Origin of the sequence: Agrobacterium leguminum, from assembly GCF_015704895.1 — a bacterium.
In the GTDB taxonomy this organism is placed as follows: domain Bacteria; phylum Pseudomonadota; class Alphaproteobacteria; order Rhizobiales; family Rhizobiaceae; genus Agrobacterium; species Agrobacterium leguminum.
In genome coordinates this window covers 1-24697 of record NZ_JADQWB010000003.1, presented here as the reverse complement: position 1 = coordinate 24697, position 24697 = coordinate 1, and the positions used below count along the sequence as shown (strand labels likewise).

General features: G+C 59.5%; 24 protein-coding genes and 1 riboswitch. Of the genes, 9 read left to right on the top strand and 15 right to left on the bottom strand.

Annotated features, from left to right (window positions below):
• Position 1: 1 nt before the first annotated feature.
• Both I3J13_RS05870 and I3J13_RS05865 read right to left on the bottom strand, forming a co-directional pair.
• A complete protein-coding gene (locus I3J13_RS05870) occupies positions 2 to 1183 on the bottom strand; it encodes an acyl-CoA dehydrogenase family protein (RefSeq protein WP_196378252.1) in 1182 nt (393 codons plus the stop codon).
• Positions 1183 to 1434 (bottom strand): acyl carrier protein, encoded by a 252-nt coding sequence (locus I3J13_RS05865; RefSeq protein ID WP_003521307.1) that lies wholly within the window; start codon positions 1432 to 1434, stop codon positions 1183 to 1185. Before I3J13_RS05865 ends, I3J13_RS05870 begins: the two co-directional genes overlap by 1 nt.
• 182 nt (positions 1435 to 1616) lie before the next feature.
• Positions 1617 to 1728: riboswitch (TPP riboswitch) on the top strand.
• A gap of 95 nt (positions 1729 to 1823) precedes the next feature.
• On the opposite strand from I3J13_RS05865, the gene thiC reads away from it, so the two are divergent.
• From thiC to I3J13_RS05835, 6 genes are all read left to right on the top strand, one after another.
• Positions 1824 to 3647, top strand: coding sequence for a phosphomethylpyrimidine synthase ThiC (gene thiC, locus I3J13_RS05860; RefSeq protein WP_020813455.1), 1824 nt, complete (start codon positions 1824 to 1826; stop codon positions 3645 to 3647).
• A gap of 1 nt (position 3648) precedes the next feature.
• Positions 3649 to 4653, top strand: coding sequence for a glycine oxidase ThiO (gene thiO / locus I3J13_RS05855; RefSeq protein ID WP_196378251.1), 1005 nt, complete (start codon positions 3649 to 3651; stop codon positions 4651 to 4653).
• The gene (gene thiS / locus I3J13_RS05850; RefSeq protein ID WP_003521310.1) at positions 4622 to 4819 is read left to right on the top strand and encodes a sulfur carrier protein ThiS; all 198 of its coding nucleotides are present in this window, start codon (positions 4622 to 4624) and stop codon (positions 4817 to 4819) included. The genes thiO and thiS overlap by 32 nt, the downstream gene beginning before the upstream one ends.
• A gap of 4 nt (positions 4820 to 4823) precedes the next feature.
• The gene (locus I3J13_RS05845) at positions 4824 to 5597 is read left to right on the top strand and encodes a thiazole synthase (protein ID WP_196378250.1); all 774 of its coding nucleotides are present in this window, start codon (positions 4824 to 4826) and stop codon (positions 5595 to 5597) included.
• A gap of 88 nt (positions 5598 to 5685) precedes the next feature.
• On the top strand, positions 5686 to 6690 hold the full coding sequence (locus tag I3J13_RS05840) for a P1 family peptidase (protein WP_196378249.1): 1005 nt from the start codon (positions 5686 to 5688) through the stop codon (positions 6688 to 6690).
• Between the two features lie 3 nt (positions 6691 to 6693).
• Entirely contained in the window at positions 6694 to 7089 is a 396-nt protein-coding gene (locus I3J13_RS05835; protein ID WP_196378248.1) for a winged helix-turn-helix domain-containing protein, read from the top strand.
• Here the strand turns inward: I3J13_RS05835 and modC are convergent.
• The 4 genes from modC to I3J13_RS05815 all read right to left on the bottom strand — a co-directional run bounded on the left by modC (position 7058) and on the right by I3J13_RS05815 (position 11235).
• Positions 7058 to 8134, bottom strand: a complete 1077-nt coding sequence (gene modC, locus I3J13_RS05830) for a molybdenum ABC transporter ATP-binding protein (RefSeq protein WP_196378247.1) — start codon at positions 8132 to 8134, stop codon at positions 7058 to 7060. The two genes, I3J13_RS05835 and modC, sit on opposite strands and share 32 nt — an antisense overlap.
• On the bottom strand, positions 8131 to 8838 hold the full coding sequence (modB, locus tag I3J13_RS05825; RefSeq protein ID WP_020813461.1) for a molybdate ABC transporter permease subunit: 708 nt from the start codon (positions 8836 to 8838) through the stop codon (positions 8131 to 8133). Before modB ends, modC begins: the two co-directional genes overlap by 4 nt.
• A gap of 53 nt (positions 8839 to 8891) precedes the next feature.
• A complete protein-coding gene (modA, locus tag I3J13_RS05820; protein ID WP_142779779.1) occupies positions 8892 to 9683 on the bottom strand; it encodes a molybdate ABC transporter substrate-binding protein in 792 nt (263 codons plus the stop codon).
• A gap of 268 nt (positions 9684 to 9951) precedes the next feature.
• Positions 9952 to 11235: an NAD(P)/FAD-dependent oxidoreductase gene (locus tag I3J13_RS05815; protein ID WP_196378246.1), complete on the bottom strand. Its 1284-nt coding sequence runs from the start codon at positions 11233 to 11235 to the stop codon at positions 9952 to 9954.
• 130 nt (positions 11236 to 11365) lie between these two features.
• Here I3J13_RS05815 and I3J13_RS05810 point away from each other — a divergent pair, with 130 nt between their 5' ends.
• Positions 11366 to 12292: a LysR family transcriptional regulator gene (locus tag I3J13_RS05810; protein ID WP_196378245.1), complete on the top strand. Its 927-nt coding sequence runs from the start codon at positions 11366 to 11368 to the stop codon at positions 12290 to 12292.
• Between the two features lie 103 nt (positions 12293 to 12395).
• A complete protein-coding gene (locus I3J13_RS05805) occupies positions 12396 to 12632 on the top strand; it encodes an Lrp/AsnC ligand binding domain-containing protein (RefSeq protein ID WP_003521320.1) in 237 nt (78 codons plus the stop codon).
• Between the two features lie 388 nt (positions 12633 to 13020).
• On the opposite strand, the gene I3J13_RS05800 is transcribed toward I3J13_RS05805, so the two are convergent.
• The 3 genes from I3J13_RS05800 to epmA form a co-directional block, all read right to left on the bottom strand.
• The gene (locus I3J13_RS05800) at positions 13021 to 13212 is read right to left on the bottom strand and encodes a hypothetical protein (protein WP_003492264.1); all 192 of its coding nucleotides are present in this window, start codon (positions 13210 to 13212) and stop codon (positions 13021 to 13023) included.
• Between the two features lie 378 nt (positions 13213 to 13590).
• Positions 13591 to 14655, bottom strand: a complete 1065-nt coding sequence (locus tag I3J13_RS05795; protein ID WP_196378244.1) for a lysine-2,3-aminomutase-like protein — start codon at positions 14653 to 14655, stop codon at positions 13591 to 13593.
• Positions 14652 to 15716, bottom strand: a complete 1065-nt coding sequence (gene epmA, locus I3J13_RS05790; RefSeq protein WP_196378243.1) for an EF-P lysine aminoacylase EpmA — start codon at positions 15714 to 15716, stop codon at positions 14652 to 14654. Before epmA ends, I3J13_RS05795 begins: the two co-directional genes overlap by 4 nt.
• A 251-nt stretch (positions 15717 to 15967) precedes the next feature.
• On the opposite strand from epmA, the gene efp reads away from it, so the two are divergent.
• Complete coding sequence (efp, locus tag I3J13_RS05785) at positions 15968 to 16537, top strand: elongation factor P (RefSeq protein ID WP_003504809.1); 570 nt, start codon at positions 15968 to 15970, stop codon at positions 16535 to 16537.
• A 111-nt stretch (positions 16538 to 16648) separates the two neighbouring features.
• Here the strand turns inward: efp and I3J13_RS05780 are convergent, their stop codons facing one another.
• The 6 genes from I3J13_RS05780 to I3J13_RS25655 form a co-directional block, all read right to left on the bottom strand.
• The gene (locus I3J13_RS05780; RefSeq protein ID WP_059760009.1) at positions 16649 to 18094 is read right to left on the bottom strand and encodes an efflux transporter outer membrane subunit; all 1446 of its coding nucleotides are present in this window, start codon (positions 18092 to 18094) and stop codon (positions 16649 to 16651) included.
• A gap of 149 nt (positions 18095 to 18243) precedes the next feature.
• On the bottom strand, positions 18244 to 21333 hold the full coding sequence (locus tag I3J13_RS05775; protein WP_035261240.1) for an efflux RND transporter permease subunit: 3090 nt from the start codon (positions 21331 to 21333) through the stop codon (positions 18244 to 18246).
• A 53-nt stretch (positions 21334 to 21386) separates the two neighbouring features.
• Positions 21387 to 22589, bottom strand: coding sequence for an efflux RND transporter periplasmic adaptor subunit (locus tag I3J13_RS05770; RefSeq protein ID WP_059760011.1), 1203 nt, complete (start codon positions 22587 to 22589; stop codon positions 21387 to 21389).
• Positions 22590 to 22787: 198 nt separating this feature from the next.
• Entirely contained in the window at positions 22788 to 23447 is a 660-nt protein-coding gene (locus tag I3J13_RS05765; RefSeq protein ID WP_196378242.1) for a TetR family transcriptional regulator, read from the bottom strand.
• Positions 23448 to 23449: 2 nt separating this feature from the next.
• Entirely contained in the window at positions 23450 to 24400 is a 951-nt protein-coding gene (locus tag I3J13_RS05760; protein WP_196378241.1) for a phosphoribosylaminoimidazolesuccinocarboxamide synthase, read from the bottom strand.
• 70 nt (positions 24401 to 24470) lie between these two features.
• The coding region (locus I3J13_RS25655; RefSeq protein ID WP_206696106.1) for a hypothetical protein at positions 24471 to 24697 on the bottom strand (227 nt) is incomplete at its 5' end.

The following is a 24697-nucleotide window of genomic DNA, read 5'->3' as shown; positions in this document are numbered from 1 at the left end:
CTTATCCCAAGAGGCTGGTGTCCTGCTTGTGAACCAGCAGGAGATTGGCGGAATTGCCGAGAATGCGGTCGTTGGAAATCATCAGACGGGCGGAGTGCGCGTCGCGCAGGTGCCGGCCGAGGCTGTAGGGCGTGCCGTTCTTGTAACCCATGATGCCGCAGACCAGCATGGCATGATCGATGATCTCGAGAATGGTTTCCGAAGAGCAGATTTTCACATTGTTCATGGCGACGGCAAAGGCCATCGACATCAGCTTTTCAGGGTCGCTCTTGGTGTCCTCGTAAGCCTTGATGCCGGCGATTATGTTGGATTTCACCACCTGCAGCTTGGTGGAAACCTCGGCAAGCCGGATCGCGCCGGGAGGAGCGGTGCCGGGCGATTTGCGCGCCGCGGCTCTCACGAAAGACTGGGCGCGCAGCACGGCATCCGAGGCGATGCCGTACCAGACGGCGCTCCACAGGAGATGCGAACTTGCAAGCATGGATTGTGCGGCGATTTCCGCAAAGGGTTTCGGGAATATCTGCGCCGCCGGCGCTTCGCCGCGGAACAGGAAGCCATCCGAACAGGTGCCGCGCATGCCGAGCGTATCCCACACATGGGTCTTTTCGAGCGTGTACTGGTTTTTCAGAAAGACCGTCATCACCTGATCGGCGGGCGCGGCATCCTTGTGGGCGCGCGAGGTGATGAGGATCGCATCGGCATTGCTGCCATAGGAAATGACGGTGGCGTCTTTTTCCAGCCGGCAGAAATCGCCTTCGACCTCGATTGCACAGATGGAGTTGCGCAGATTGCCGCCAATGCCGCCTTCGGTGGTGGCGGAGCCAAGCAGAAGCTGTTCGCTCGCGATGCGGCTCATGAAGTCGGCATGCCACGCGCTCGTCTCGCCGTGTTCCACTAGGCTGGATGCCTTGATATGGTGCATGGCGAAAATCATCGCGGTTGCCGAACAGGCCTGACCGAGCCGGGCGCAGATATCGGCGATTTCCTGTAAGGAAGCGCTTTCGCCGCCCAGCGAAGAGGGGACCTGGATGCCGAGCAGACGTTCCTGTCGCAAGGCGTCGACGGCTTCCTGTGGGAATCGGCCGGTGACATCCACCTCATCCGCGTGTTTGGCGGCGATTGCCGCGACACGGCCTGCGCGCGCGGACAGCGTTTCATCCTGCGGCGCTACGGTGACGTTCATCAGGCTGCCTCTTTACCATCCAGAATGAGCTTAACGGTGTCTTCAATGGCCCTGATGCTCGCAAATGACTTGCGGTTCAGCAGATTGTCGGGGAATTCGATATCGAATGCTTCTTCGATGCCGAGCATCAATTGCACGGATGCAAAGGAAGAAAGGCCCGCCGCATAAAGATCGGCTTCATCTGCAATCGTATCGACTGGGGTTGGAAGCTGGCCGAATTTGGCCAGTATTTCACGAATAGTCGCGTTCATTCCGACGTATCTCCCATGAATTTCACATCAGGATGGTTTGTGCTTATCGTTACGTTGCAAACGATAATATTCGCCTAAACCGTTAGGTTAATTACAACTAACGGCAGCATGCGCCATTCCCGCACCTTTGCCAAGCATGGATCGTCGGCCTTGACAAATGCCGGTCGGTGTTTTTTGCTGTGGCCATTCACCAGGGGTGTCCCGTCAAGGGGCTGAGATTCTGCTTTCATGCGCAGTGACCCGTTGAACCTGATCCAGTTCATACTGGCGTAGGGACGGTGCAAAGACCGAAGGTCGGGCGGGCGTATGACGTCGCGTTTCGGCAATTCGGTATTTTCCATCATTCCGGCTCGAACTGGGTCTCCACTGTCAAACTTTGGAGCCTCAAGATGAATATCGCTGCCAAGAATATCCCGCTTGTCGTCACCACCGGGCCGCATGCCGCCTCTACCAAAATCCACAAAGCCGGCATTTTACATCCCCATATCCGCGTGCCGATGCGCGAGATCGCCGTTCATCCGACGGCGGGCGAACCGCCGGTGACGGTTTACGATTCCTCCGGTCCCTATACCGATCCTTCGCATACCGTTCTGATTGAAAAGGGTCTGCCGCGTCTGCGTCATGACTGGATCGTGGCCCGCGGCGATGTCGAGGCTTATGACGGCCGGCACGTCAAGCCGGAGGATAACGGCTTTGCCACCGGCGAACGCCTGACGCCTGAATTTTCGGTGCGCCACCAGCCGCTCAGAGCCACGGCCGGTAAAGCCGTGACCCAGCTTGCCTATGCGCGGGCAGGTATCATCACACCGGAAATGGAATTCATCGCCATCCGTGAAAATCTCGGGCGCGAGGCGGCCAGGGAAAAGTTGGCGCGTGACGGCGAGAGTTTCGGGGCGCATATCCCTGACTACGTCACGGCGGAATTCGTGCGTCAGGAAGTGGCGGCCGGCCGCGCCATCATCCCTGCCAATATCAATCATTCGGAACTTGAGCCGATGATCATCGGCCGCAATTTTCTCGTCAAGATCAATGCCAATATCGGCAATTCCGCCGTCACCTCCTCCATGGCGGAAGAGGTGGAGAAGATGGTCTGGGCGATCCGCTGGGGTGCGGATACCGTCATGGACCTGTCTACCGGCCGCAACATCCACAATATCCGCGAATGGATCATCCGCAATTCGCCGGTGCCGATCGGCACGGTGCCGCTCTATCAGGCGCTTGAGAAGGTCAACGGCATTGCCGAAGACCTGAACTGGGAAGTGTTCCGCGATACGCTGATCGAACAGGCGGAGCAGGGTGTGGATTATTTCACCATCCATGCCGGCGTGCGGCTGCATTACATCCCGCTCACCGTCAACCGCGTCACCGGCATCGTTTCGCGCGGCGGCTCGATCATGGCCAAGTGGTGTCTGCATCACCACAAGGAAAGCTTCCTCTATGAGCATTTCGACGAGATTTGCGACATTTGCCGCGCTTACGACGTCTCCTTCTCGCTGGGCGATGGCTTGCGTCCCGGCTCGATTGCCGACGCCAATGACGCCGCACAGTTCGCGGAGCTGGAGACGCTCGGCGAGTTGACGCAGATCGCCTGGGCGAAGGATTGCCAGGTGATGATCGAAGGCCCCGGCCATGTGCCGATGCACAAGATCAAGGAAAATATGGACAAGCAGTTGAAGACCTGCGGCGAGGCGCCTTTCTATACGCTCGGGCCGCTCACCACCGATATTGCGCCGGGTTACGACCACATCACCTCCGGCATCGGTGCGGCGATGATCGGCTGGTTCGGCACAGCGATGCTCTGCTACGTCACGCCGAAGGAACATCTCGGCCTGCCGGATCGCAACGACGTGAAGGTCGGCGTCATCACCTACAAGATCGCTGCCCACGCTGCCGATCTCGCCAAGGGCCATCCGGCGGCACAGGTGCGAGACGATGCGCTGTCGCGCGCGCGGTTCGAGTTCCGCTGGGAGGATCAGTTCAACCTGTCGCTGGACCCGGATACGGCGCGCTCCTTCCATGACGAGACCTTGCCGAAGGAAGCGCACAAGGTCGCGCATTTCTGCTCCATGTGCGGACCGAAATTCTGCTCGATGCGGATTTCCCACGATATCCGCGCCGAGGCGCAGAAGGAGGGGCTGGAGGCGATGGCCGCACGCTTCAAGGAAGGCGGTGAGCTTTACATGCCGCTCGCGACCCCTGCGGATGCCGAATAGCATGCGCGTTCTGGTCAAGGGAACGGGGGTCGCCGGTTTGACGGCGGCCTTCGAACTGGTGCGGACCGGCGTTACCGTCGAGGTTTGCGAGCGCAATGCCGAACCCTCTCGCGGCGCATCCTGGTATGCGGGCGGCATGCTGGCGCCCTGGTGCGAGCGTGAAAGCGCTGAAGCGGCGGTTCTGACGCTCGGTCAGGCGGCGCTCGACTGGTGGGATGAAGCGACACCCGGCCTTGTCGTGCGGCACGGTACGCTGGTCGTTGCGCCGGCCCGCGACAAGGCGGAGCTTTCGCGTTTCGCATCGCGGACCGCTGGCTATCGCTGGGTGGATGAGGGCGAAATCGCCGCGCTGGAGCCAGATCTTGCCGGGCGGTTTCGCTCAGGGCTTTATTTTCCGGGCGAGGGGCATCTCGATCCGCGTCTAGCACTGAAATCGCTGCATGAGCGGCTTCGCGCCATGGGGGTGCAGTTCCATATGGGTATCCCGTTGGATGAAGAGCCGTTCGACCGGGTGGTGGATTGCACTGGTTCTGCGGCAATCGGCGGGATTTCCGATCTTCGCGGTGTGCGGGGAGAGATGCTCTATCTCGCCACGCGGGAGGTTTCCCTGTCTCGTCCCGTCCGGCTGCTGCATCCGCGCATTCCGCTTTACATCGTGCCGCGCGAGCCCGGCCGTTTCATGGTGGGCGCGACGATGATCGAGACGGAAGATGCGGGCGCCATTTCCGCCCGCTCGATGATGGAGTTCTTGAATGCCGCCTACGCCGTGCATCCGGCTTTCGCGGAAGCGGAAATCATCGAGACAGGCACCGGCGTGCGCCCCGCCTATCCCGACAATCTGCCGAAGGTCACGCAGGATGGCCGGACAATTTTCATCAACGGCGCGCACCGGCACGGCTTTCTGCTGTCGCCAGCGATGGCGCGGCAGGCGGCTGAAATCGTCTGCCAAACTCTCTCTCAAAAGGAACGGGATCATGAAACTTCTGGTGAATGGCGACGAGCTTGATCTCGCCGCCGAGACGCTGGCCGGCCTGCTCGCCAGCCTCGAATACGAGGGGGAGTGGCTGGCGACGGCGGTAAACGGTGACTTGGTGCATTCGGAAGAGCGCGCCGATTATAAGCTGAAGGCTTTCGACCGTATCGAAATTCTCTCGCCGATGCAGGGAGGCTGAAACCATGCTGACGCTTTATGGCCGCGAGGTCTCGTCCCGTCTCCTGCTCGGCACGGCGCGCTATCCGTCTCCTGCTGTGCTTGCCGATGCCGTGCGGGCGAGCAACACGGATATTCTGACGATTTCACTGCGCCGGGAAACGGCGGCTGGCAAGAAGGGCGGTCAGTTTTTCGAACTTATCCGTGAGCTGGATCGCCAGATCCTGCCCAACACCGCCGGTTGCCACACGGTCAAGGAAGCGGTGCTGACGGCAAAGATGGCCCGCGATGTGTTCCGCACTAACTGGATCAAGCTGGAGGTCATCGGTCATCACGACACGCTGCAGCCCGATGTCTTCGCACTTGTCGAAGCGGCGAAAATCCTCTGTGGCGATGGTTTCGAGGTCTTTCCCTATACGACGGACGATCTGGTCGTCGCCGAGAAGCTGCTGGAGGCAGGCTGCAAGGTGCTGATGCCCTGGTGCGCGCCAATCGGCAGCGCCATGGGGCCGCTCAATCTGACGGCGCTGAAATCCATGCGGGCGCGTTTCCCGGATGTGCCGCTGATTGTCGATGCCGGTATCGGCCGCCCGTCGCATGCCGTCACGGTGATGGAGCTCGGTTACGATGCCGTTCTGCTCAACACGGCGGTGGCGGGCGCGGGAGACCCGGTCGGCATGGCGGAGGCTTTCGCCCGGGCGATAGAAGCCGGCCATCAGGCGTATCTCTCCGGGCCGCTGGATCCGAGGGACATGGCCGTTCCCTCGACGCCGGTGATCGGAACGGCGGTTTTTTCCTGATCGCGGCCTGTCGTCGACATCAGGCGCCTCACGTTTTGCGTTGACAGTGCCTGATGGTGGCGGGATACCGGGAGAAAAGGGAAACGGTATGGCGGCACTCACCAATCTTCTGACGGATATCGGCGGCGTTTCGGTCGGCAATGTTACCGATCTCGCCCTCGGCTCCGGTGTTACGGCGATTGTTTTCGAAAAGCCCGCCATTGCCTCCGGTTCTGTTTTGGGTGGTGCGCCGGGCGGGCGCGATACCGGCCTGCTCGACCCGACGATGACGGTGGAAACGGTGGACGCCTTCGTGCTGTCGGGCGGTTCTGCCTTCGGACTGGATGCGGCGGGCGGCGTTCAGGCCGGGCTGCGCGAAATCGGACGCGGCCTGCAGGTGGGTTCCACCCGCGTTCCCATCGTGCCGCAGGCGATCCTGATGGATCTGCTGAATGGCGGCGACAAGGATTGGGGGCTGCATTCACCCTATCGCGAGATGGGATATGCGGCCTTCAAGGCGGCGCGTGCGACGCCCTTTGAGCTCGGAACGGCCGGGGCCGGAACGGGTGCGACGACAGCCACCTTCAAGGGCGGGCTCGGTTCGGCAAGCGCTGTCAGTTCCGGCGGTTATAAGGTGGCGGCCATCGTTGCCGTCAATGCGCTCGGCTCGGCAACCGTTGGAACGAGCCGCCATTTCTGGTCCGCGCCGTTTGAAGTGCAGGGTGAATACGGCGATTGCGGTTTTCCCGATCGTTTCGAGCCGGATCATACCGCGCTGCGCCTCAAGGGGGTCAATCTCACGGCAACGACCATCGGTGTGGTGGTGACGGATGCCGCGCTGACAAAGGCGCAGGCGCATCGCCTTTCCATCATGGCGCATGACGGGCTGGCGCGCGCCGTTCTGCCCGCCCATCTGCCAAGCGACGGCGACACCATGTTCGCGGCCGCGACCGGTGAAAAGCCGCTTGAGGGCGGCGTTCATTTCGCCGAGCTTTGCCATCTGGCGACCATGGTGATGGCGCGCGCGGTCGCGCGTGGCGTCTATGAGGCGACGGCCTTGCCGGTGGATGGAGCGCAAAAGGCCTATCGCGATGTTCATGGACGGAGCCTTTGAACGATGAGTGAGGCCCTTTCTCCACTGAAGCCTGTTCTTCGTATCGACTTTCCACCCGAAGAACGTCTCGGCCATGGCAAGATTGAATTGATGGAGTTGATTGTCGAGACCGGCTCCATCTCTGCCGCAGGGCGGGCGATGGACATGTCCTATCGTCGCGCATGGTTGCTGGTGGATGCGCTGAATCATATGTTCAGGCAACCGGTCATTGAATCGCAGCGTGGCGGCAAACAGGGCGGCGGTGCGGCGCTGACCGCTTTCGGCACTGAGGTGTTGGAGCGTTACCGCAGCATGGAAAAGCGGATGAACGAGGCCTTGCGCGCGGATATCGACTGGCTGGAGGCCAACCGCAATCCCGACGCGGCTCTCAATAGGGATCGAGAGCCGCCGACTTTATGATCGCGTGCACCGGTTTTCCGGGCTCCAGCTGCAGCCTCTCGCGTGACAGATCGGTGATGCGCGACTGGATGATGTCGCCGCCGCAATCCACATGAACCGTGACCATGCCGTCTTCGCTGGCAGAAACAGTCGCGATATGGCCCGCGAGAATGTTGAGCGCGCTTAAGCCTTCGGGCTTTACGGTTGCCAGCATCACATCGCGCGCCGGTATGAGCACCCGTGCCGGGCTGCCGGCCGTTCCCCTCTTTGCCGGAACATGGAGCATCATGGTCTTCAGCCTCACGGCGGCAAGGCCATGCCGCTCATCAAAGCTTTCAATGTGCCCGGAAAGAATGCTGCCCGCCTCGCGTCGTTCCAGATGCGTGCTGAAATCCGGTCTGGAAAGCACGTCGGCCGCTTTTCCCTGCGCCTCCACCTTGCCGTCCTTCATCACCACGATGCGGTCGGCGAGGCGGGCGACCTCCTGAATAGAATGGCTGACATAGACGATCGGGATTTTCGTCTCGTCGCGCAGCCGTTCGAGATAGGGAATGATTTCGGCTTTTCGCTCCTCGTCGAGCGAGGCGAGCGGCTCGTCCATCAGCAGCAGCCTGGGTGATGAGAGGAGCGCGCGGCCAATCGCGACACGCTGTTTTTCGCCGCCGGAAAGCTTGTCCGGCCGGCGCTGCAGGAGATGGCCGATGCCGAGCATGTCGACGATGCGGTCTTCATTCGCGCTCCCGGTTTTGTTCACGGCGAACCATCTGCCGTAATGCAGGTTCTGCGCCACGCTGAGATGCGGGAAGAGCCGCGCTTCCTGAAAAACATAACCGAAGCGGCGTTTATGAGCCGGCAGGAACAGCCGTGTTCCGCTATCGGCCAGCACTTCGCCATCGAGAAAAACCTGTCCCTCATCCGGCCGCAACAGGCCTGCTATGATGCGGATCATCGAGGTTTTGCCGGAGCCGGAGCGTCCGAACAGGGCGGTGACGCCGCCTTCGGAGGTGAATGACGCATCGAGTTCGAAAGAACCGAGGCGATGGCGGGTGGCGACCGAAAGCGTCATTCCATGCTCACCCGTTTGCCGACGATGCGGGCCAGAAACTCCGAGACGAGCAAAGCGAGCATGGAAATCACGACAGAGACAATGGTTAGCCGCAACGCACCGGCATCGCCGCCCGGAACCTGAGTGAAGGTATAGATGGCGGCGGACAAAGTCTGGGTCTCGCCGGGAATATTGGACACGAAGGTGATGGTCGCGCCGAACTCGCCCATGGCCTTGGCGAAAGCCAGGATCATGCCGGCAATGATGCCGGGCAGGGTCAAGGGCAGGGTGACGGTGAGGAACACCCAGAACGGGCTTGCCCCCAATGTTCCAGCCGCCTCTTCAAGCTTGCGGTCCACCGCTTCTATGGAGAGGCGGATGGAGCGCACCATCAGCGGAAAGGCCATGACGGCGCAGGCGAGCGCCGCTCCGGTCCAGCGGAAGGAAAAGACGATGCCGAACCAGCTATCGAGAAATTGCCCGATCGCGCCCCTGCGGCCGAACAGGACGAGCAGCAGAAAGCCGGTGACGACGGGCGGCAGGATGAGCGGCAGGTGGACGATGCCATTGAGGAGAGACTTGCCCCAGAAGCGACCGCGCGCCAGCGCCACGGCGACCAGAATTCCGAAAGGTAGGCTGGCAAGCATGGCGATGGACGACACCCACAGGCTGAGCCTGATCGCCGTCCATTCTTCAGGGCTGAGTGTCCACCAATGCAATGCCATATCCTGCAATCGTCATCTCTCGCGGCCCATACGTTGGGGCGACGAAAGGCAGTTTATTTCAAAACGGTAAAGCCTTGCTTTTCGAAGAAGGGCGTTGCCTTGGCCGATTTCAGGAAATCCAGATAGGCTTTTGCTGCCGGGGACTTGGCTTCCGACAGAATGGCGACCGGGTAGATGATCGGCGGATGGCTGTCTTCCGGGAAGGTGCCGACGATCTTCACGCCCGGGTCGGCGGCGGCGTCGGTCTGGTAGACGATGCCATAGGGTGCTTCGCCGCGCGAGACGAGCAGCAGGGCGGCACGCACGCTTTCCGCGCCGGCGACCTTCTGTTCGACCGAGGACCAGACCCCGAGCTTTTCCAGAGCGGCCTTGCCGTATTTGCCCGCCGGCACGGAATCGACCGCGCCCATGGCCAGACGGCCATCGCCCACCAGAGCGGCAAGATCGAAGCCCTGCTTGATCTCGACCGGCTTTGCCTTGTCTGCGGGAGCGACGAGAACGATGCGGTTGCCAAGAAGATTGGAGCGGCTGTCAGCGTTGATCAGCTTCTTTTCGGCGACATAGTCCATCCATGCGAGATCGGCGGAAACGAAGATATCCGCCGGTGCGCCCTGCTCGATCTGCTTGGCCAGCGCCGAGCTTGCTGCATAAGAAACGGTTGCTTCGTTACCGCTTTCCTTTGCCCATTCGGCGTTGAGAGCATCGAGCGCGTTTTTCATGCTTGCTGCGGCAAACACCGTGACTTTTTCGGCTGCATGGGCCGGAACGGCCGCGAGTGAGGCCGCCACCCAGAAGGATGTGGCTGCGGCAATGGTTTTGAAGAAGCTGCGACGCAAAAGTCTCATGGTCTGTTACCCCCGGTTCGAGATATTCTGATGAATATATCGATAGGCCTATAGGGCAATCATTATATTTTCAAGGATATATCGATGAGATGGGGAAAAGAGGCTGCCGGGGTGTCTGTGTAGAGGGGTGGTTAAGCTCGAAAAGCTCTCCTCGTCATGCTCTGGCTTGTCCCGCGCATCTGCAACGTCTTCATTTTATCGAATGTGATTAGATCCTTGGGACAAGCCCAAGGATGATGTCGTTCCCTTGAAACGGCTCCGTGTCCGATCAAAAACGCTCGCCGGCGAAATGAGCGATCTGTGCGCCTGCCTCGTAATAGGCTTCCTTCACCGTCCGGAAAGCCTGCGCTTTCGGTTCCGTCAAAGGCAGCGGCAATTCGGCTTCAGCAATCTCACCGAGAATATGCTGCGCAATGACCTTGCCGAAGGCCGTGCCCGGCGCGATGCCGCGGCCGTTATAGCCTGAAAAGCCGACGACATTTTCAGCGAATTTGTGAAACCGTGGAACGGCATTATCCGTCATGCCGATCTGGCCGTACCATTCACATTCGAACTCCGTATCGCCGAGTTGCGGGAAAAGCCGCTTCAGCGAGCGCTTCGCCCAGGCGCGATGAATGGCGGCGCCGGTGCCGCGCAGGGCGCCGACGCTGCCGAAGACCAGCCGGCCGGCTTTGTCCATGCGGAAGGATGAGAGAATCTCCTTCGTATCCCAGCAGCCCTCACGGCCGGGCAGGATGCTCTTTTGCAGGTTATCGCCGAGCGGTCTCGTCGCGAAATTGAAATAGGGCAGGTAGACCTGTTCGTCGCGAACGATCCGCCATGGGCCGGTGCTATAGGCTTCGGTGGCCACAACGATCCAGTTGGCGATTACAGACCCTTGCGGCGTCTTGACCACCCATTTTCCGTTGCTGCGTTCGGTCGCTACCACGGGGCTTTCCGTGTGCAGGCGCACGCCCGCTTTCTGGGCGGCTGCGGCAAGGCCTCGAACATAGGCGAGCGGCTGTATAGTACCGGCGCGTGTATCCAGAAGCGCACCGGAATAGCCCGTACTGCCGGTGCGTCTCGCTGTCTCTTCGGCATCGAGGACGCGGACGGGGGCGCCCCTCGCTGCCCATTGTTCGCAGCGCTCTCGGATTTCAGCGAGCCCTTTTTCTCCTACGGCGCAATGGAGCGTGCCGTTTTTTTCGATCTCGCAGGGAATTCCGTGTTTTTCTACCAGTTCGCGCACGAGAAGCGGGGCATTGCCCAGAAGATCGAGTAGGCGTTCGCCGTAAACCTCGCCGAGCACGCCGGGCAGCTCTTTCGGCATGACCCACATGCCGCCATTGATGAGGCCAACATTGCGGCCTGCGCCGCCGAACCCGATTTCCCTTGCTTCGAGAAGAACGACATCCGCACCGCGTTCGGCAAGATGAAGGGCGGCGGACTGGCCGGTGAAGCCACCTCCGACGACAACGACATCAGCAACCGCTGCGCCCTGCAAGGCGGGCGTTACGGGCGGCTGCGGCGCGGTCTTTTCCCAGAGGCCGTGCGAGCGGGGGTCATTATACATCGTTCCACCATATTCCGGGCCAGTTCATTTGTTCTTCGTATGAGTGACAAGCCCTTGTTTATAAGACTTTACAAGCGGTCTTGCCTGTTGAATATCGACATATCGTCAAGAGTTCATTCCGTGAGGGAATATGGTCCTGCCGCCACGCCGTTTTCTGCCGTCGCTTTCGCTGCTGGCGGCTTTCGAAGCCGCTTCCCGGACGGGCAGCGTCACCGCTGCGGCGAGGGAACTGGGGCTGACGCAGGGCGCGGTCAGCCGTCAAATCCTGGTGCTCGAAGAGCAGCTCGGCGTGGCGCTGTTCCTGCGCGAGCGGCAGACGATCCGGCTGACGAGGGCGGGGGAGGGCTATGCGCGGGAAATCCGCGAGGCCTTGCGGCGCATATCGACGGCCTCGCTCAATCTGCGTGCCAATCCGGATGGCGGCACGCTCAACCTCGGGGTTCTGCCGAGCTTCGGCACACGCTGGCTCGTGCCGCGCCTACCCGATTTCATCGCCAGACACCCCGGCGTTTCGGTCAATCTTCTGACGCGGTCATCGTTGTTCGATTTCCGCACCGATACAGTCGATGCGGCGATCCATTTCGGATTGCCGCATTGGCCGGGCACCGAGCTGGTTTTCCTGATGCATGAAAAGGTCATTCCGGTATGCAGCCCCGCCTTCAAGGCGCGACGCGGACTTTCAAAGCCGGACGATCTGCTGCATGTCCCGTTGCTGCACATGACGACACGGCCGGATGCCTGGGAACAATGGTTTCGCAGCCACGACGTTGGTTTCGACAATGTGCATGGCATGCTTTTCGATCAGTTCACGACGATTGCCGAGGCGGCGAGCGCAGGGGTTGGGGCGTCGCTCATTCCTTCTTTCATGATCGAGGAGGAGTTGCGAAGCGGTCGTCTGGTCGCGGCTGTTGCGGGGGAAGTGGAGAGCGAGGAAGCCTATTATCTCGCCTGCATGCCGGATCGCGCCGGCTATGCGCCGCTCGAGAGTTTCCGGCGGTGGATCGTTTCGGAGGCCGCAATCGGCGCGAACGGCAGGACCGCGGAGTTTTCGGCGTAAACCGGTAAGCGGTCTTGCAAGACGGACGCCGCTCAGCCAATAGTGCGCCATGACGCGTGGCGCGAGCAGCCATGCACCGAAAGTTCAAATACGGGAGATGTCCGTGAAGCCCATTTTCGTTCAGCTTCAATGTGAGCCCGGCAAGACCTATGATGTCGCCGACGCCATCTATAAAACGGAACTGGTTTCCGAGCTTTATTCCACCAGCGGTGAATATGATCTGCTGCTGAAAATCTATCTGCCGCAGGAAGAGGATATCGGCAAGTTCATCAACCAGAACATCGTCAATATTCCGGGAATCGTGCGTTCGCTGACGACGCTGACGTTTACTGCATTCTGACCCGCAATTCGAACCTTCGATTACGCGCTCGGCCCTCATTCCTGTGCTTGTCACAGGAATCCAGTCGACGCGCGTCTGCGCGGAGGGAGAGGCCTTTCAGCCCAAGGACTTGGTCTGGCTAGATTCCTGTGACGAGCACAGGAATGAGGGAAGAGTTGGATGCGTCAGGAAGACCGCGTACGTGGCGTTCGGCTCTAATCCTGATTTTCAGGCGTTTTTTTTTAGCTTAGTGCATCAGAGCTTTTGATACACCCTGAATGGCTGGTGTCAGGCGGGTAGATGGCTTGTCAACCGAGAAGAAAGCGCGCCATCGGGCCGCTGTTCGGGGTCCGATATTTGGCGCGCTCTGGTTTTGACGGTTCTGTGAGCGGGCGAAAGTTTTCCCGCATCAGGCGACCGCGGCCAGATTCCGGTTGCGCACGAGATCGCGGATCGCAATCCGCACGTCGTCGGCGCTGTCGAACTTCTGTTCGTCCAGGTCGTGAACGTGGAACTTCACCGCGATGAACTTCAACCGGTCATTATCCGGGATGACGATGCCGACGGGCTCGCCAGCGAATTCAATAACTTGCTTCTGCATAGATATACTCCCGCTGTGGCTACTTCACACAGCATGTTGTCGAACTGATTTTCAGGAAATTGAGACCGTTAAGTCACATTCGACAGCAGCGGGAACACGTGGATTTAAATCCAGCGTTCCAGGACTCAAAACCAAGGATTGCGTTGATGTTGATATGTTTTGACATGACACACTCCCTGTATTGGTGTTGGCCCGGAATCAGGAGACTCGTTCTCCAGTTCCACACTGATAATCCAGACCAGCACTAAAATCAATGCTGATTGTTATAGGTAGAATATTTTTCTTTATGATGACAGGAGAGGGGCGGAAATGTGAAATTTTTGTTTTCGTTGGCCGCCGTCGCGAAAAGCCCGCTGTAGCAGGCTTTTTATGTATTTTTTAATTGTCGCCGGTGGCTGGCGGCGGGTAAATATGATCGTTTCCGTTGAAGTCGGAAACGGAATAACAGCCACCGCGGGTTTTTTCGGCCGCATTTCTGCCAATTGCCGCCTTGCCGTGGCCGCCGGGAATGTCGAGAACATAGGTCGGCTGGCAAAGGCCGGAGACATGCCCCCGCAAAGCGGAAACGATTCGCTGCCCCTCTTCTATCGTCAGCCTGAAATGGCTGGTGCCGGGCGCAAGATCGGGATGATGCAGGTAATAAGGCTTGATACGGGTCTCGACAAAGGCGCGCATCAACTCGGCAAGAACAGCCGGGTCGTCATTGACGCCTTTCAAAAGGACCGTCTGGCTGACCATGGCGATGCCGGCGTCGATCAGGCGTGCCGAAGCCTGTCTTGCGGCTTCGCTGAGTTCTCGGGAATGATTCGCGTGCAGGGCCACATAGGTGGTTTTGCCGCTGGCCTTCAGCGCATCGATCAGCGCCGCGTCGATACGGTCGGGATCGACCACCGGCACGCGGGTATGGAAGCGGACGATCTTGACATGCGGTATGTCTTTCAGGCGTGTCATCAGGTCGGACAAGCGCCGTGGGGAAAGCACCAGCGGATCGCCACCGGTCAGGATGACCTCCCAGATGGCGGGATTGGCCTTTATATAGCCGAATGCGGCGTCAAGTTCCGCCGGGCTCATCATGCCGTTGCCCTGCGGTCCGACCATCTCCCGGCGGAAACAGAAGCGGCAATAGACGGGGCAGACATGCACTGCCTTTAAAAGCACCCGGTCGGGATAACGGTGGACGATGCCATGGACGGGGCTGTGCGCGTCGTCGCCAATCGGATCGTCCCGTTCTTCAGGAAGATGAACGAGTTCGGCCCGATCAGGAACGAATTGTCGGGCGATGGGATCCTGCGGGTCGCGGCTGTCGATCAGCCCGGCAATCGATGGCGTGATGGCGAGCGCGTAACGTTGCGTCACCGTGCGCAACGTCTCGAGCGCTTCGGCTTCGACAAGCCCCGCTTCGAGAAGTGCTTCGGCTGTCTTGATGGTCTCAAGCCCTGTCATCGTCCATATTCCGCGACTGGGGCCCACATGACGAGATCGATACGGGGCGCGCCGGTTGCCAGCATTACCAGCCGGTCGAAACCGAGCGCTATGCCGCTTGCCGGCGGCATGATTGCCAGCGCAGCCAGAAAATCCTCGTCCAGCGGATAGGTTTCGCCGTAAACCCGCTGCTTCTCGGTCATTTCCATTTCGAAACGCCGCCTCTGCTCGGCGGCGTCGGTCAATTCGCCGAAGGCATTGGCGAGTTCAACGCCGCAGGCATAAAGCTCGAAACGCTCCGCCACCCGTGCATCCTTGGGTGACTTGCGGGCAAGGGCCGCTTCACAGGTCGGATATTCATCGAGAATGGTCGCCCTGCCGAAACCCAGTTCCGGCTCCACCCGCTCCACGATGACGCGGCTGAACATATCTGCCCAGGTGTCGTCATCGGCCACGCGGATGCCGGCATTGGTTAGGTTCGCCGCAAGATGGCGAGTATCGGTTTCGCCGTTTCGGCTGATGGTGGCCAGCAGGTCGACGCCCGCATATCGCTCGAAGGCTTCGGCGACGCTCACCCGCTCCGGCTCGAGGAAGGGATCAACGCTGCGGCCACGATAGGTGAAATTCTTCGTCTTTGTGGTTTCGGCTGCCAGCGCCAGAAGATTGGCGCTGTCCTTCATCAGGCTCTCATAGGTTTCGCCGACCCGGTACCATTCCAGCATGGTGAATTCCGGATGATGCAAGGGGCCTCGTTCCCGGTTTCTGTAGACATGGGCAAAACAGCTGATGCGTTTTTCGCCGGCAGCGAGCAGCTTCTTGCAGGCGAATTCAGGCGAGGTGTGGAGATAAAGCGGCACGGCGTCGCCGGCCGGCGTCAGGCCCTGTGTGGCGAAAGCATGCAGATGCGCTTCGTTGCCGGGGGAAATCTGCAATGCAGCAGTGTCGATCTCAAGAAAATCGGCGCTGGCGAAATAGCCGCGAAAAGCAGACTGGATCGCATTGCGCCCAATGAGAAACGCGCGGCGGTCGGCGTGGACGTCCGGCGTCCACCATGGCGACATTGTCTCGTTGCTTGCGCGCATTCTCTGTTCTTTTCCGTCTTCTCTGCGGCGCCCAATTGCGGATAAACGGCCCGCAAAACGCCTTATCGCGTCATTTAAAGCTATTCCGGGCGGAAAACCGCTAGGCACTCTTCCGCGAATTGCTGTAGAAGGCTGGCAATTCGTGCGGATTTAAGGTAGTTGCGCCCCAGAAAAAAGACAAAACGTCTGTCGGGGCCGGTGCTGCCGCGCAGTCCTTTACGACGCATTTCATCGAGTTACAAGGAAGTCATATGGTCAAGGTTATCGCCTCATCCGTCCGCAAGGGCAATGTTCTCGACGTGGACGGCAAGCTTTACGTCGTTCTTACCGCGCAGAACTTTCACCCCGGCAAGGGCACGCCGGTCACGCAGGTGGACATGCGCCGCATCGTTGACGGCGTGAAGGTCTCCGAGCGCTGGCGCACCACCGAGCAGGTCGAGCGCGCTTTCGTTGAAGACCTGAACTTCCAGTTCCTTTATGAAGATGGCGAAGGCTTCCACTTCATGAACCCGGAGAACTATGATCAGGTCGTGGTCGACGCTGAAACGATGGGCGATCAGAAGGCCTATCTGCAGGAAGGCATGACCTGCATTCTTTCCATTCATGAAGGCAATCCGCTGGCCGTCGAACTGCCGCGCCACGTCACGCTGGAAATCACGGAAACCGAACCGGTCGTTAAGGGCCAGACGGCTTCTTCTTCCTACAAGCCGGCTATTCTTTCCAACGGCATCCGCACCATGGTGCCGCCGCATATCGATGCCGGTATCCGCGTGGTCATCGCGACGGAAGACAATTCCTACGTCGAGCGCGCCAAGAACTGAGCCTGACGGCCGGTTAGACAAAAGCACCGGGAGACCGGTGCTTTTTTTGTGTCATGAACAAAAAAAAGCCCGCGTCGAGACGCGGGCTTTTTCTTTGCCTTGCGGCGTATTTTACATGGCCTTTGCCGCAGTCCGGGTCGGGCCGGGCGCCTTCTTCGGAGCCGTGGTCTGGCCAACGGCGTAACCGCCGCCGAGCGCCACGTTCAGCGAGACGTAGTCCTGCGCGGTTTGCTGAACAGCCTGTGCAAGGCTTGCCTGTGCGGTGGAAACCTGGCGCTGCGCATCGAGAACGTCGAGCAGCGAGGAGGCGCCGTCGCGGTAGCTGGCCGTCGAAAGCTGCAACGCTTCCTGATAGGACGCCACGGTCTTGCGCAATGCATCGGCCGTGCGCTGATCGCGGGTGACAGCGGCCAGAGCGTTTTCGACTTCTTCCACAGCGGTCAGCACCGTCTGCTTCCAGACGAGATATTCTTCACGCGCCTGGGAATTGGCCAGATCGATATTGGCGCGAATGCTGCCGCCATCGAGAATCGGCAGAACGAGGCTCGGACCGAAGGACCAGCTATTGGCCGTTCCCCTGCCGCCACCGCTCAGGAAATTGTAGCTTGGCGTGATCGAGCCGCCGAGCTCGATGCTGGGATAAAGCTGCGCTTCCGCGACACCGATTGAGGCAACTGCGGCGGCGAGATTGCGTTCGGCGACACGAATGTCCGGACGGTTGCGGATGAGATCGGCCGGAATGCCGGTGCGCGGAATGCTGCGGGCAACCGGCTGGCGTGCGCCCTTCTGCAACTCGGAAATCAGAGATGAGGCCGGCAGGCCGAGAAGTGTCGCGATGCGATGTGCCGCCTTGCGGAAGTTGGTTTCGAGGCCCGGAATGTCGGACAGCGTGGAGTTGACCAGACCTTCGGACTGGACGACATCGAGGCGGGAGGCCGCGCCCGCTTCAAGCTGCAGCTTGGTCAGGTCCAGCGTTTCGCGGCGGGAAGCCAAGTTCTGACGGGCAATCGCCAGGCGCTCCTGATAATAACGCACATCGATATAGGCTGCGGCGACCGAGGAAATCAGCGTCAGGCGCTGAACATCGACGGTGGAGTAAGCGGCATCGAGCGATGCATTGGCGCTTTCCGTGGCGCGGCGATAGCGGCCGAAGAGGTCAAGCAGCCAGGAGACGCTGAGACTGCCTGAGGACACGTTGGTGACGGGAACATCACGGTAGCTGCCCTTGGTCTCGCTGGTCGTGTGGCTGCCGTTAGCCGTCAGGCTCGGCAGACCGCCTGCGCCGGCCGAGATGACCTGGGCTTCCGCCTGATTGATGCGCTCGATCGCCTGCATCACGGTCAGGTTCTGGCTGAGGCCCGTGGAAACGTAACCATTGAGGCGGCTATCGTTAAAGGCTGTCCACCACGCAACGCTGCTGATGTCGCCATTACTGGTTTTTCCGGCTTCCGCAAACTTTCCCGGCAATTGAATTTCCGGCGTCTTGTGGTCGGGCCCGACAACACAGCCTGAGAGCAGCAGCATTGTCAGGGGAAGAGTAGCGCGAATAGACAGCATGTAATTTTCCCAATTCTCTGGTTGGCTTACCGAGCGCGGCTTGCTGACAAATGGGCTGCGCGGTCGATATGCCGTAGAAACGTGCATTTGCCAAATCGGCAACATTTCTAGCAGCGTATTAACGGTTGGCACAGCCCATTTTTGTTTTGTTAACGCCTTGAAAGGCGACGAATGATGACGAAAAAGGACGGAACGAAGAAAATTCCGAGCAGTGTTGCAGAAAGCATACCACCCAGCACCCCGATACCGATTGCATTTTGTGCGGCAGAACCCGCTCCGGTTGCGATTGCGAGAGGCACGACACCCAGGATGAAGGCCAGCGACGTCATGATGATCGGACGCAGGCGCAGCTTCGCCGCTTCCAGTGTCGCTTCCATCAGGCTTAGTCCATGCTCCTGTCTTTCCTTGGCGAATTCGACGATCAGAATCGCGTTTTTCGCCGCAAGGCCGATGGTCGTCAGCAGGCCCACCTTGAAGTAGACGTCGTTCGACTGGCCGAAGAAATGCGCCGCAGTCAATGCGCCGAGGACGCCCACCGGCACGGCCATGATGACCGAGAAGGGGATCGACCAGCTTTCATAGAGGGCGGCAAGGCAAAGGAAGACGATCAGCACCGAGAGCGCATAGAGCATCGGCGCCTGCGAACCGGAAAGGCGTTCCTGATAGGAAATGCCCTGCCATGCCACCGTGTAACCGCCCGGCAGGCTCGCCGTCAGCCGTTCCATCTCGTCCATGGCGTCACCGGACGCGACGCCCGCGCCGGCGGTGCCTTCGAGCGAGATCGCGCCCGTGCCGTTGAAGCGGGCGAGAGACGGCGGAGCATTGATCCACTTCACCTCGCTGAAGGAGGAGAAAGGCACCATCTCGCCGCTGGTATTGCGGGCATACCAGAACTTGAGATCGTCCGGCTGCATGCGGTAGGGCGCATCACCCTGAACATAAACGGGCTTGAGCTCGCCGTTCAGCGTGAAGTCGTTGACATCCCGGCCGGCAAAGATCGTCGACAGCATGAGGTTCACGGAGGAGAGATCGACGCCCATGGCGCCCATTTTTTCCTGATCGAGAATGATCTTCATCTGCGTTTCATTGTCCTGGCTGTCGCTTCTGAGCGAGCTGACCTTGGGATTGCTGGTCGCCAGCGCGATCAGCTCCTTGGACGTGGCGGTCAGTGCCTCGGTGCCGTTGCGACCGCTATCAACGAGATACATCGAGAAACCGCTCGATGTGCCCATGCCCTGAATTGCCGGCGGCAGAAGCGGGAACACCTGAGCATCGCGGAAACCGAAGAAGGTGCCCATCGCACGCTGCACGATGGCGCCGGCGTGTTGGTCGGGGGCCGTTCTCTCGGCGAAATCCTTGAGCTTGGTGAAGACGATAGCGTTGTTCTGGCCCGAACCGCTGAAGCTGAAGCCGAGAACGCCGAAAACCGATTCGACATTGGCGGCTTCCTTTTCACGGAAGTAGCTTTCGACCTGCTTCACCACCTCATTGGTACGTTCGATGTTCGAACCGGTCGGCGTCTGGATGATCGTCAGCAGCACGCCCTGGTCTTCCTGCGGCAGGAATGAGCTGGGCAGCTTGCTGAAGAACCAGGCGCAGCCGCCGATCACGATCGCGAAGATAATCATCACGCGGAGAGGCCGCTTCAGCAGATAACCGATAGAGGAGACGTAACCATCCGTCGTCTTGCCGAAGCCGCGGTTGAACCATGCGCCCGGTCCGCGCTGCTTCTTGTGATGGTCGATCGGCTTCAGCATCGTGGCGCAGAGCGCCGGCGTCAGAACGATGGCGACCACCGCCGAAAGCAGCATGGCCGAAACGATGGTGACCGAGAACTGACGGTAGATGATGCCCGTCGATCCACCGAAGAAGGCCATCGGAATGAACACGGCGGTGAGCACGAGCGCGATACCGATGATCGCACCGGTGATCTCGCCCATCGATTTTTCGGTCGCCTCTACCGGCGACAGGCCTTCTTCCGACATGATTCGTTCGACGTTTTCGACGACGACGATGGCGTCGTCAACGAGAAGGCCGATGGCCAGAACCATGGCGAACATGGTGAGCGTGTTGATGGAATATCCTGTCAGCGCAAGGACGCCGAACGTGCCGAGAAGTACGACGGGAACCGCGATCATCGGAATGAAGGTGGCCCGCAGGTTTTGCAGGAACACCAGCAGCACGACGAAAACGAGGATGATCGCCTCGATCAGCGTGTGTACCACTTTCTCGATCGACAGCTTCACGAAGGGTGTCGTGTCATAGGGATATTCGATCGAAACACCCTCGGGCAGCGAGCCTTCGACAGCGGAAAGCGCCGACTTTACGCGCGCTGCCGTATCGAGTGCGTTGGCACCCGTGGCGAGGTTGACCGCAAAACCGGCCGAAGGACGGCCGTTTGAACGGGAATCGCCACCATAGGTTTCCTGGCCGATTTCAATGCGGGCCACGTCGCTGAGGCGAACGGTTGCGCCGTCCTTCTCGACTTTCAGGATGACCGATTCGAAATCGGCGACGGTGGTGAGCTGGCTCTGCGCCGTCACGGTCACGTTGAGCTGCTGACCCTTGACTGCGGGCACCGCGCCAAGCGAACCGACCGAAACCTGGGTGTTCTGGCTTTCGATGGCGCTGGTCACGTCGGCCGTGGTCAGCTGGTATTTATTGAGCTTGAACGGATCCAGCCAGATGCGCATCGCATATTCGGAACCGAAGACGTTGATGCTGCCCACGCCTTCGAGGCGCTTGATCTGGTCTTCGACACGCGAGGAGAAGACGTCGCCGAGATCTGCCGAATTGCGCTTGCCGTCGGTCGAGATCAGCGCACCCACCATCAGAATACTGGATGTGGATCGGCTGACCTGAAGACCCTGTTGCTGCACGGTGTCGGGCAGTTGCGACTGAACGAGCTGCAGCTTGTTCTGCACCTGAACCTGCGCAATGTCCGGCAGGATGGTATTGCCGAAGGTCAGCGTCACTTCGGCGCTGCCCGTCGAGGACGACGATGTCATATAGGTGAGGTCGTCGAGGCCGGTCATGCCGTCCTCGATGATGGTCGTCACCGATTTTTCGACTGTCTCGGCGCTCGCGCCATTATAGGTCGCGCTGACGCGTACCGTCGTCGGTGCGATATCGGGATATTGCGAAATGGAAAGCGTCCAGATTGCAAGGGCGCCGCCCAGCATGATGACGATGGCGATAACCCATGCAAACACGGGGCGCCGGATGAAGAAATGGGCCATGGCAGTCCTGCCTTACCTTTTACGAGCTTCGACCGAGGGTTTCGTGCTCATGCTTATTTCGAGGGGGCGGCGGCAGGCTGAGCTTGCTGCGGCAGAACGACGATACCGCGATCGTCGATGGTCACTTCAACCGGTGCGACCGTCGCACCGTCGGCAATCCACTGGAAGCCGTCGACGATGAGCTTGTCGCCATCCTTGACGTTCTCCGTCACCAGCCAGGCATTGCCAGACTGCTGGCTGGACGGGAAGGTGCGGGTTTCCACCTTGTTTTCCGCCGTCACGAATTTCGCTGTCAGTTCGCCATTGGCGTTCCGGCTCGCGGCGCGCTGCGGAATGCGGAAGCCTTTTTCCTTGCCTATGGTCAGCGTGGCGCGGACATAGGTGCCGGGAAGCAGAAGATCGTCCGGGTTTTCGAAGAGGGCGCGGATGGAGAAGGTGCCCGTGGTTTCGCTCACGGCCATGTCCGACATGTCGATCTTGCCGTCATGCTTGTATTCCGTGCCGTCTTCCAGCGTCAGGTGAATGCCGGTTTCCTTCGTGTCGCCGCCGAGCTGGCCCGACGAGATCGCCTTTTTCAAACGCAGAAGATTGATGCTGGATTCCATCAGGTCGATATAGATCGGATCGATGCGGCGCAGCGTTGTCAAAGCTGTCGTCTGGTTTGCCGTCACGACGTTGCCGATGCTGAAGGCGGTCGCGCTGGTAATGCCGTCGAAGGGAGCGCGGACCTTGGTGAGATCGAGGTTGATTTCCGCCGTTTCCAGCGCCGCCTTGGTCTGGGCCACATCGGCTTGCGCCTGCAGCAGCGTCACCTTGGCGTTTTCATATTCGATCTGCGTCGCGCCGCTGTTGACCAGGCGTTCGTAACGGGCAAGGTTCGCCTGGGCGCTCGGAATGCTTGCTTCCGCCTTCGCCACGTTTGCCTTCGCCTGCGCTACTTCCGCCAGATAGGTATTGTCCTCGATCTGGTAGAGAATATCACCCTGTTTGACCTCGCTGCCTTCCTTGAAGGGAATTTCGCGGATGATGCCGGTGACGCGCGGGCGGATTTCCGCTGTCTGGAACGCGCTGGCGCGGCCGGGCAGAACGGTGGTCAAGGGATATTCGCTGGTCTTCATCAGGATGATGCTGACCGGGGACGGCGGACGCTCGGCGCTCTGGGCGGCGTTCTGGCTGCTCTCGCCGCCATCGCTGCAACCCGCCAGAAGCGCGGTCACACACAGAGAAGCAAATAGGGGTAAAATACGTCGGCTCATTGTTCTTCCCTGCGTATCGATCGCATTCAACTATAAGCGCAATGTCGCTCGGCGGATGCGCGTCCGGAAACAGACACGACAGGCGAAGGCCTTGGAAGGACCCGATTCGCTCATTCTGTCCGGACCGCCAAGCGCATAGAAGCGCAGGCTTTTGCGCTTCGCAAGCAATTGCGAGAAGGTGACGTAAATTGGGAATCGTCACTTAGCAAGCGGATTGCGTAATCCCGCATCGATTAAATCGACGAGTTGATCACAACGTGTTGCTAAATTGCCGATATCTTCCCGGGCAATGAGGACGGGATGAATCACACTTGTCAGCGCGTGGAGCACGGTTTCCGCCAGGGGAGAAATCTCGGCCGGCGCGTAGATTCGCGCGTCGATACCGTCGCGGATAATGTCAGCGAGCAGGTTGGCGATGACGGCTTTATAATAGTCGCCGCACTTCATGTCCTGCTTTGCCGTCATCAGGATCATTTCGAATATGTAGGGATTGTCGTTTAGATCCCGGTGGTGCTGTTCCATCAGGGTGCGGGCGAGATGGCGCAGTCTCGAAAGCGGCGCGTGGCTTTTATCCAGCGGCTGGATGCCCCGTTCGAATGCGCCGATCTGCTCGAAGGCGATCGCATCGACGAGCGCGTTCTTCGAGCTGAAATTCTTGAAGACGTTGGCGGGAGACATGCCGAGCGCCGCGGCGATATCGGCAATCGCCACCGCATTGAAACCACGTTCCCGGAAAAGCTCTTCTGCTTTGGCGAGAATGTCCCGCCGCGTTTCCTCGGCGGAACGGCGAGGCCGGCGCCTGACAGGACGGTCACTCTTCCTGTCGTCCTTTCTCGCCTGTTCGATCGTTTTGCTCACGGTCAGACTCCGGGGAAGAACGGCTCCAGGTTCCGGCGTATTCTTGCAAGCGGCGTCTCGCCACTATCGTCGGGAACGAAGCTTTGTCCGGTGATGCGCTCGTAAGCATCAATATAGACCTTCGAGGTCTGCAAGACGAGGTCCTGCGGAATTTCGGGAACGTCGTCCTTATAAGGGTCGCAGCGTTCGGCGACCCAGGCTCTCACGAAATCCTTGTCGAAGCTTGCCGGCCGTGTTCCGTTGCGGAAGCTTTCGTCATAACTGTCGGCCATCCAGTAGCGGCTGCTATCGGGCGTATGGATCTCATCGGCCAGGATGATGGTGCCATTTTCATCCGTGCCGAATTCATATTTCGTGTCGACGAGAATGAGGCCCTGCTTTGCGGCGATTTCCTGTCCGCGCTTGAACAGCGCCAGCGCGTAGCGGGAAAGCGTGTCCCATTGCTCCTGCGTCAGCAATTTCTTCTCCACGATCTCGGCCGGTGTCAGCGGCTCGTCATGGCCGCCATCGAAGGCCTTGCTTGTCGGCGTGATCACCGGTTCGGGCAGAATCTGGTTATCCTTCATCCCTTCGGGCAGGCTCATGCCGTACATTTGCCGCTCACCCTTCTTATAAAGGGTCAGGATCGACGTGCCGGTGGTGCCGGCAAGATAACCGCGAACCACCACCTCGACCGGCAATATGTCCAGCCGCTTGCCGATGACGACATTGGGGTCGGGATAGCTCACAACGTGGTTCGGACAAATATCCTTCGTTTGTTCGAACCAGTAGCGTGCCGTCTGGGTCAATACCTGCCCCTTATAAGGTATGCAGGTGAGGATACGATCAAAGGCGCTAAGGCGATCGGTCGATATGATGATGCGGTTGCCGTCGGGCAGATCGTAGTTTTCCCGCACCTTGCCACGGTAATAATTCGGCAGCTCGGAAATGACGGCTTCATCGAGAATGCGCACGGGCTCTCCAATTCTTGGCTTTATAAAGAGGCGTTAGACGCCTCAAGTCTTCTGAAACTCTCGTCCGTTCCTATTGCATGTTTCCTGGAACAGGGCCAGTCGCGACATGAAGGCCGCCTTTTTCTCCGGTTCCCGTTAAAAACACGAAATTACCTAATAAAATCAATAGCTTGATAAAAATGTCAGTTTTTTGACGAAGGGTGTGTTGACTTGTTTGGTTGGGTGGATTTATAAGTCCGCTCACTGAACGAGGGCGGCGGCGCTGCTGGCGACGGCGACTTTCGTTCTTAAGAAATC

What these genes read in the sequence shown, in the direction of transcription:
- I3J13_RS05795 (WP_196378244.1), bottom strand. Translation starts at nt 14,655, where the DNA reads ATGACAGGGCTTGAGACCATCAAGACAGCCGAAGCACTTCTCGAAGCG.
- I3J13_RS05810 (WP_196378245.1), top strand. Translation starts at nt 11,366, where the DNA reads ATGGTCCTGCCGCCACGCCGTTTTCTGCCGTCGCTTTCGCTGCTGGCG.
- modA (WP_142779779.1), bottom strand. Translation starts at nt 9,683, where the DNA reads ATGAGACTTTTGCGTCGCAGCTTCTTCAAAACCATTGCCGCAGCCACA.
- I3J13_RS05865 (WP_003521307.1), bottom strand. Translation starts at nt 1,434, where the DNA reads ATGAACGCGACTATTCGTGAAATACTGGCCAAATTCGGCCAGCTTCCA.
- I3J13_RS05780 (WP_059760009.1), bottom strand. Translation starts at nt 18,094, where the DNA reads ATGCTGTCTATTCGCGCTACTCTTCCCCTGACAATGCTGCTGCTCTCA.
- I3J13_RS05870 (WP_196378252.1), bottom strand. Translation starts at nt 1,183, where the DNA reads ATGAACGTCACCGTAGCGCCGCAGGATGAAACGCTGTCCGCGCGCGCA.
- I3J13_RS05775 (WP_035261240.1), bottom strand. Translation starts at nt 21,333, where the DNA reads ATGGCCCATTTCTTCATCCGGCGCCCCGTGTTTGCATGGGTTATCGCC.
- epmA (WP_196378243.1), bottom strand. Translation starts at nt 15,716, where the DNA reads ATGCGCGCAAGCAACGAGACAATGTCGCCATGGTGGACGCCGGACGTC.
- thiS (WP_003521310.1), top strand. Translation starts at nt 4,622, where the DNA reads ATGAAACTTCTGGTGAATGGCGACGAGCTTGATCTCGCCGCCGAGACG.
- efp (WP_003504809.1), top strand. Translation starts at nt 15,968, where the DNA reads ATGGTCAAGGTTATCGCCTCATCCGTCCGCAAGGGCAATGTTCTCGAC.
- I3J13_RS05800 (WP_003492264.1), bottom strand. Translation starts at nt 13,212, where the DNA reads ATGCAGAAGCAAGTTATTGAATTCGCTGGCGAGCCCGTCGGCATCGTC.
- I3J13_RS05840 (WP_196378249.1), top strand. Translation starts at nt 5,686, where the DNA reads ATGGCGGCACTCACCAATCTTCTGACGGATATCGGCGGCGTTTCGGTC.
- I3J13_RS05770 (WP_059760011.1), bottom strand. Translation starts at nt 22,589, where the DNA reads ATGAGCCGACGTATTTTACCCCTATTTGCTTCTCTGTGTGTGACCGCG.
- thiO (WP_196378251.1), top strand. Translation starts at nt 3,649, where the DNA reads ATGCGCGTTCTGGTCAAGGGAACGGGGGTCGCCGGTTTGACGGCGGCC.
- modC (WP_196378247.1), bottom strand. Translation starts at nt 8,134, where the DNA reads ATGACGCTTTCGGTCGCCACCCGCCATCGCCTCGGTTCTTTCGAACTC.
- I3J13_RS05835 (WP_196378248.1), top strand. Translation starts at nt 6,694, where the DNA reads ATGAGTGAGGCCCTTTCTCCACTGAAGCCTGTTCTTCGTATCGACTTT.
- I3J13_RS05845 (WP_196378250.1), top strand. Translation starts at nt 4,824, where the DNA reads ATGCTGACGCTTTATGGCCGCGAGGTCTCGTCCCGTCTCCTGCTCGGC.
- I3J13_RS05815 (WP_196378246.1), bottom strand. Translation starts at nt 11,235, where the DNA reads ATGTATAATGACCCCCGCTCGCACGGCCTCTGGGAAAAGACCGCGCCG.
- thiC (WP_020813455.1), top strand. Translation starts at nt 1,824, where the DNA reads ATGAATATCGCTGCCAAGAATATCCCGCTTGTCGTCACCACCGGGCCG.
- modB (WP_020813461.1), bottom strand. Translation starts at nt 8,838, where the DNA reads ATGGCATTGCATTGGTGGACACTCAGCCCTGAAGAATGGACGGCGATC.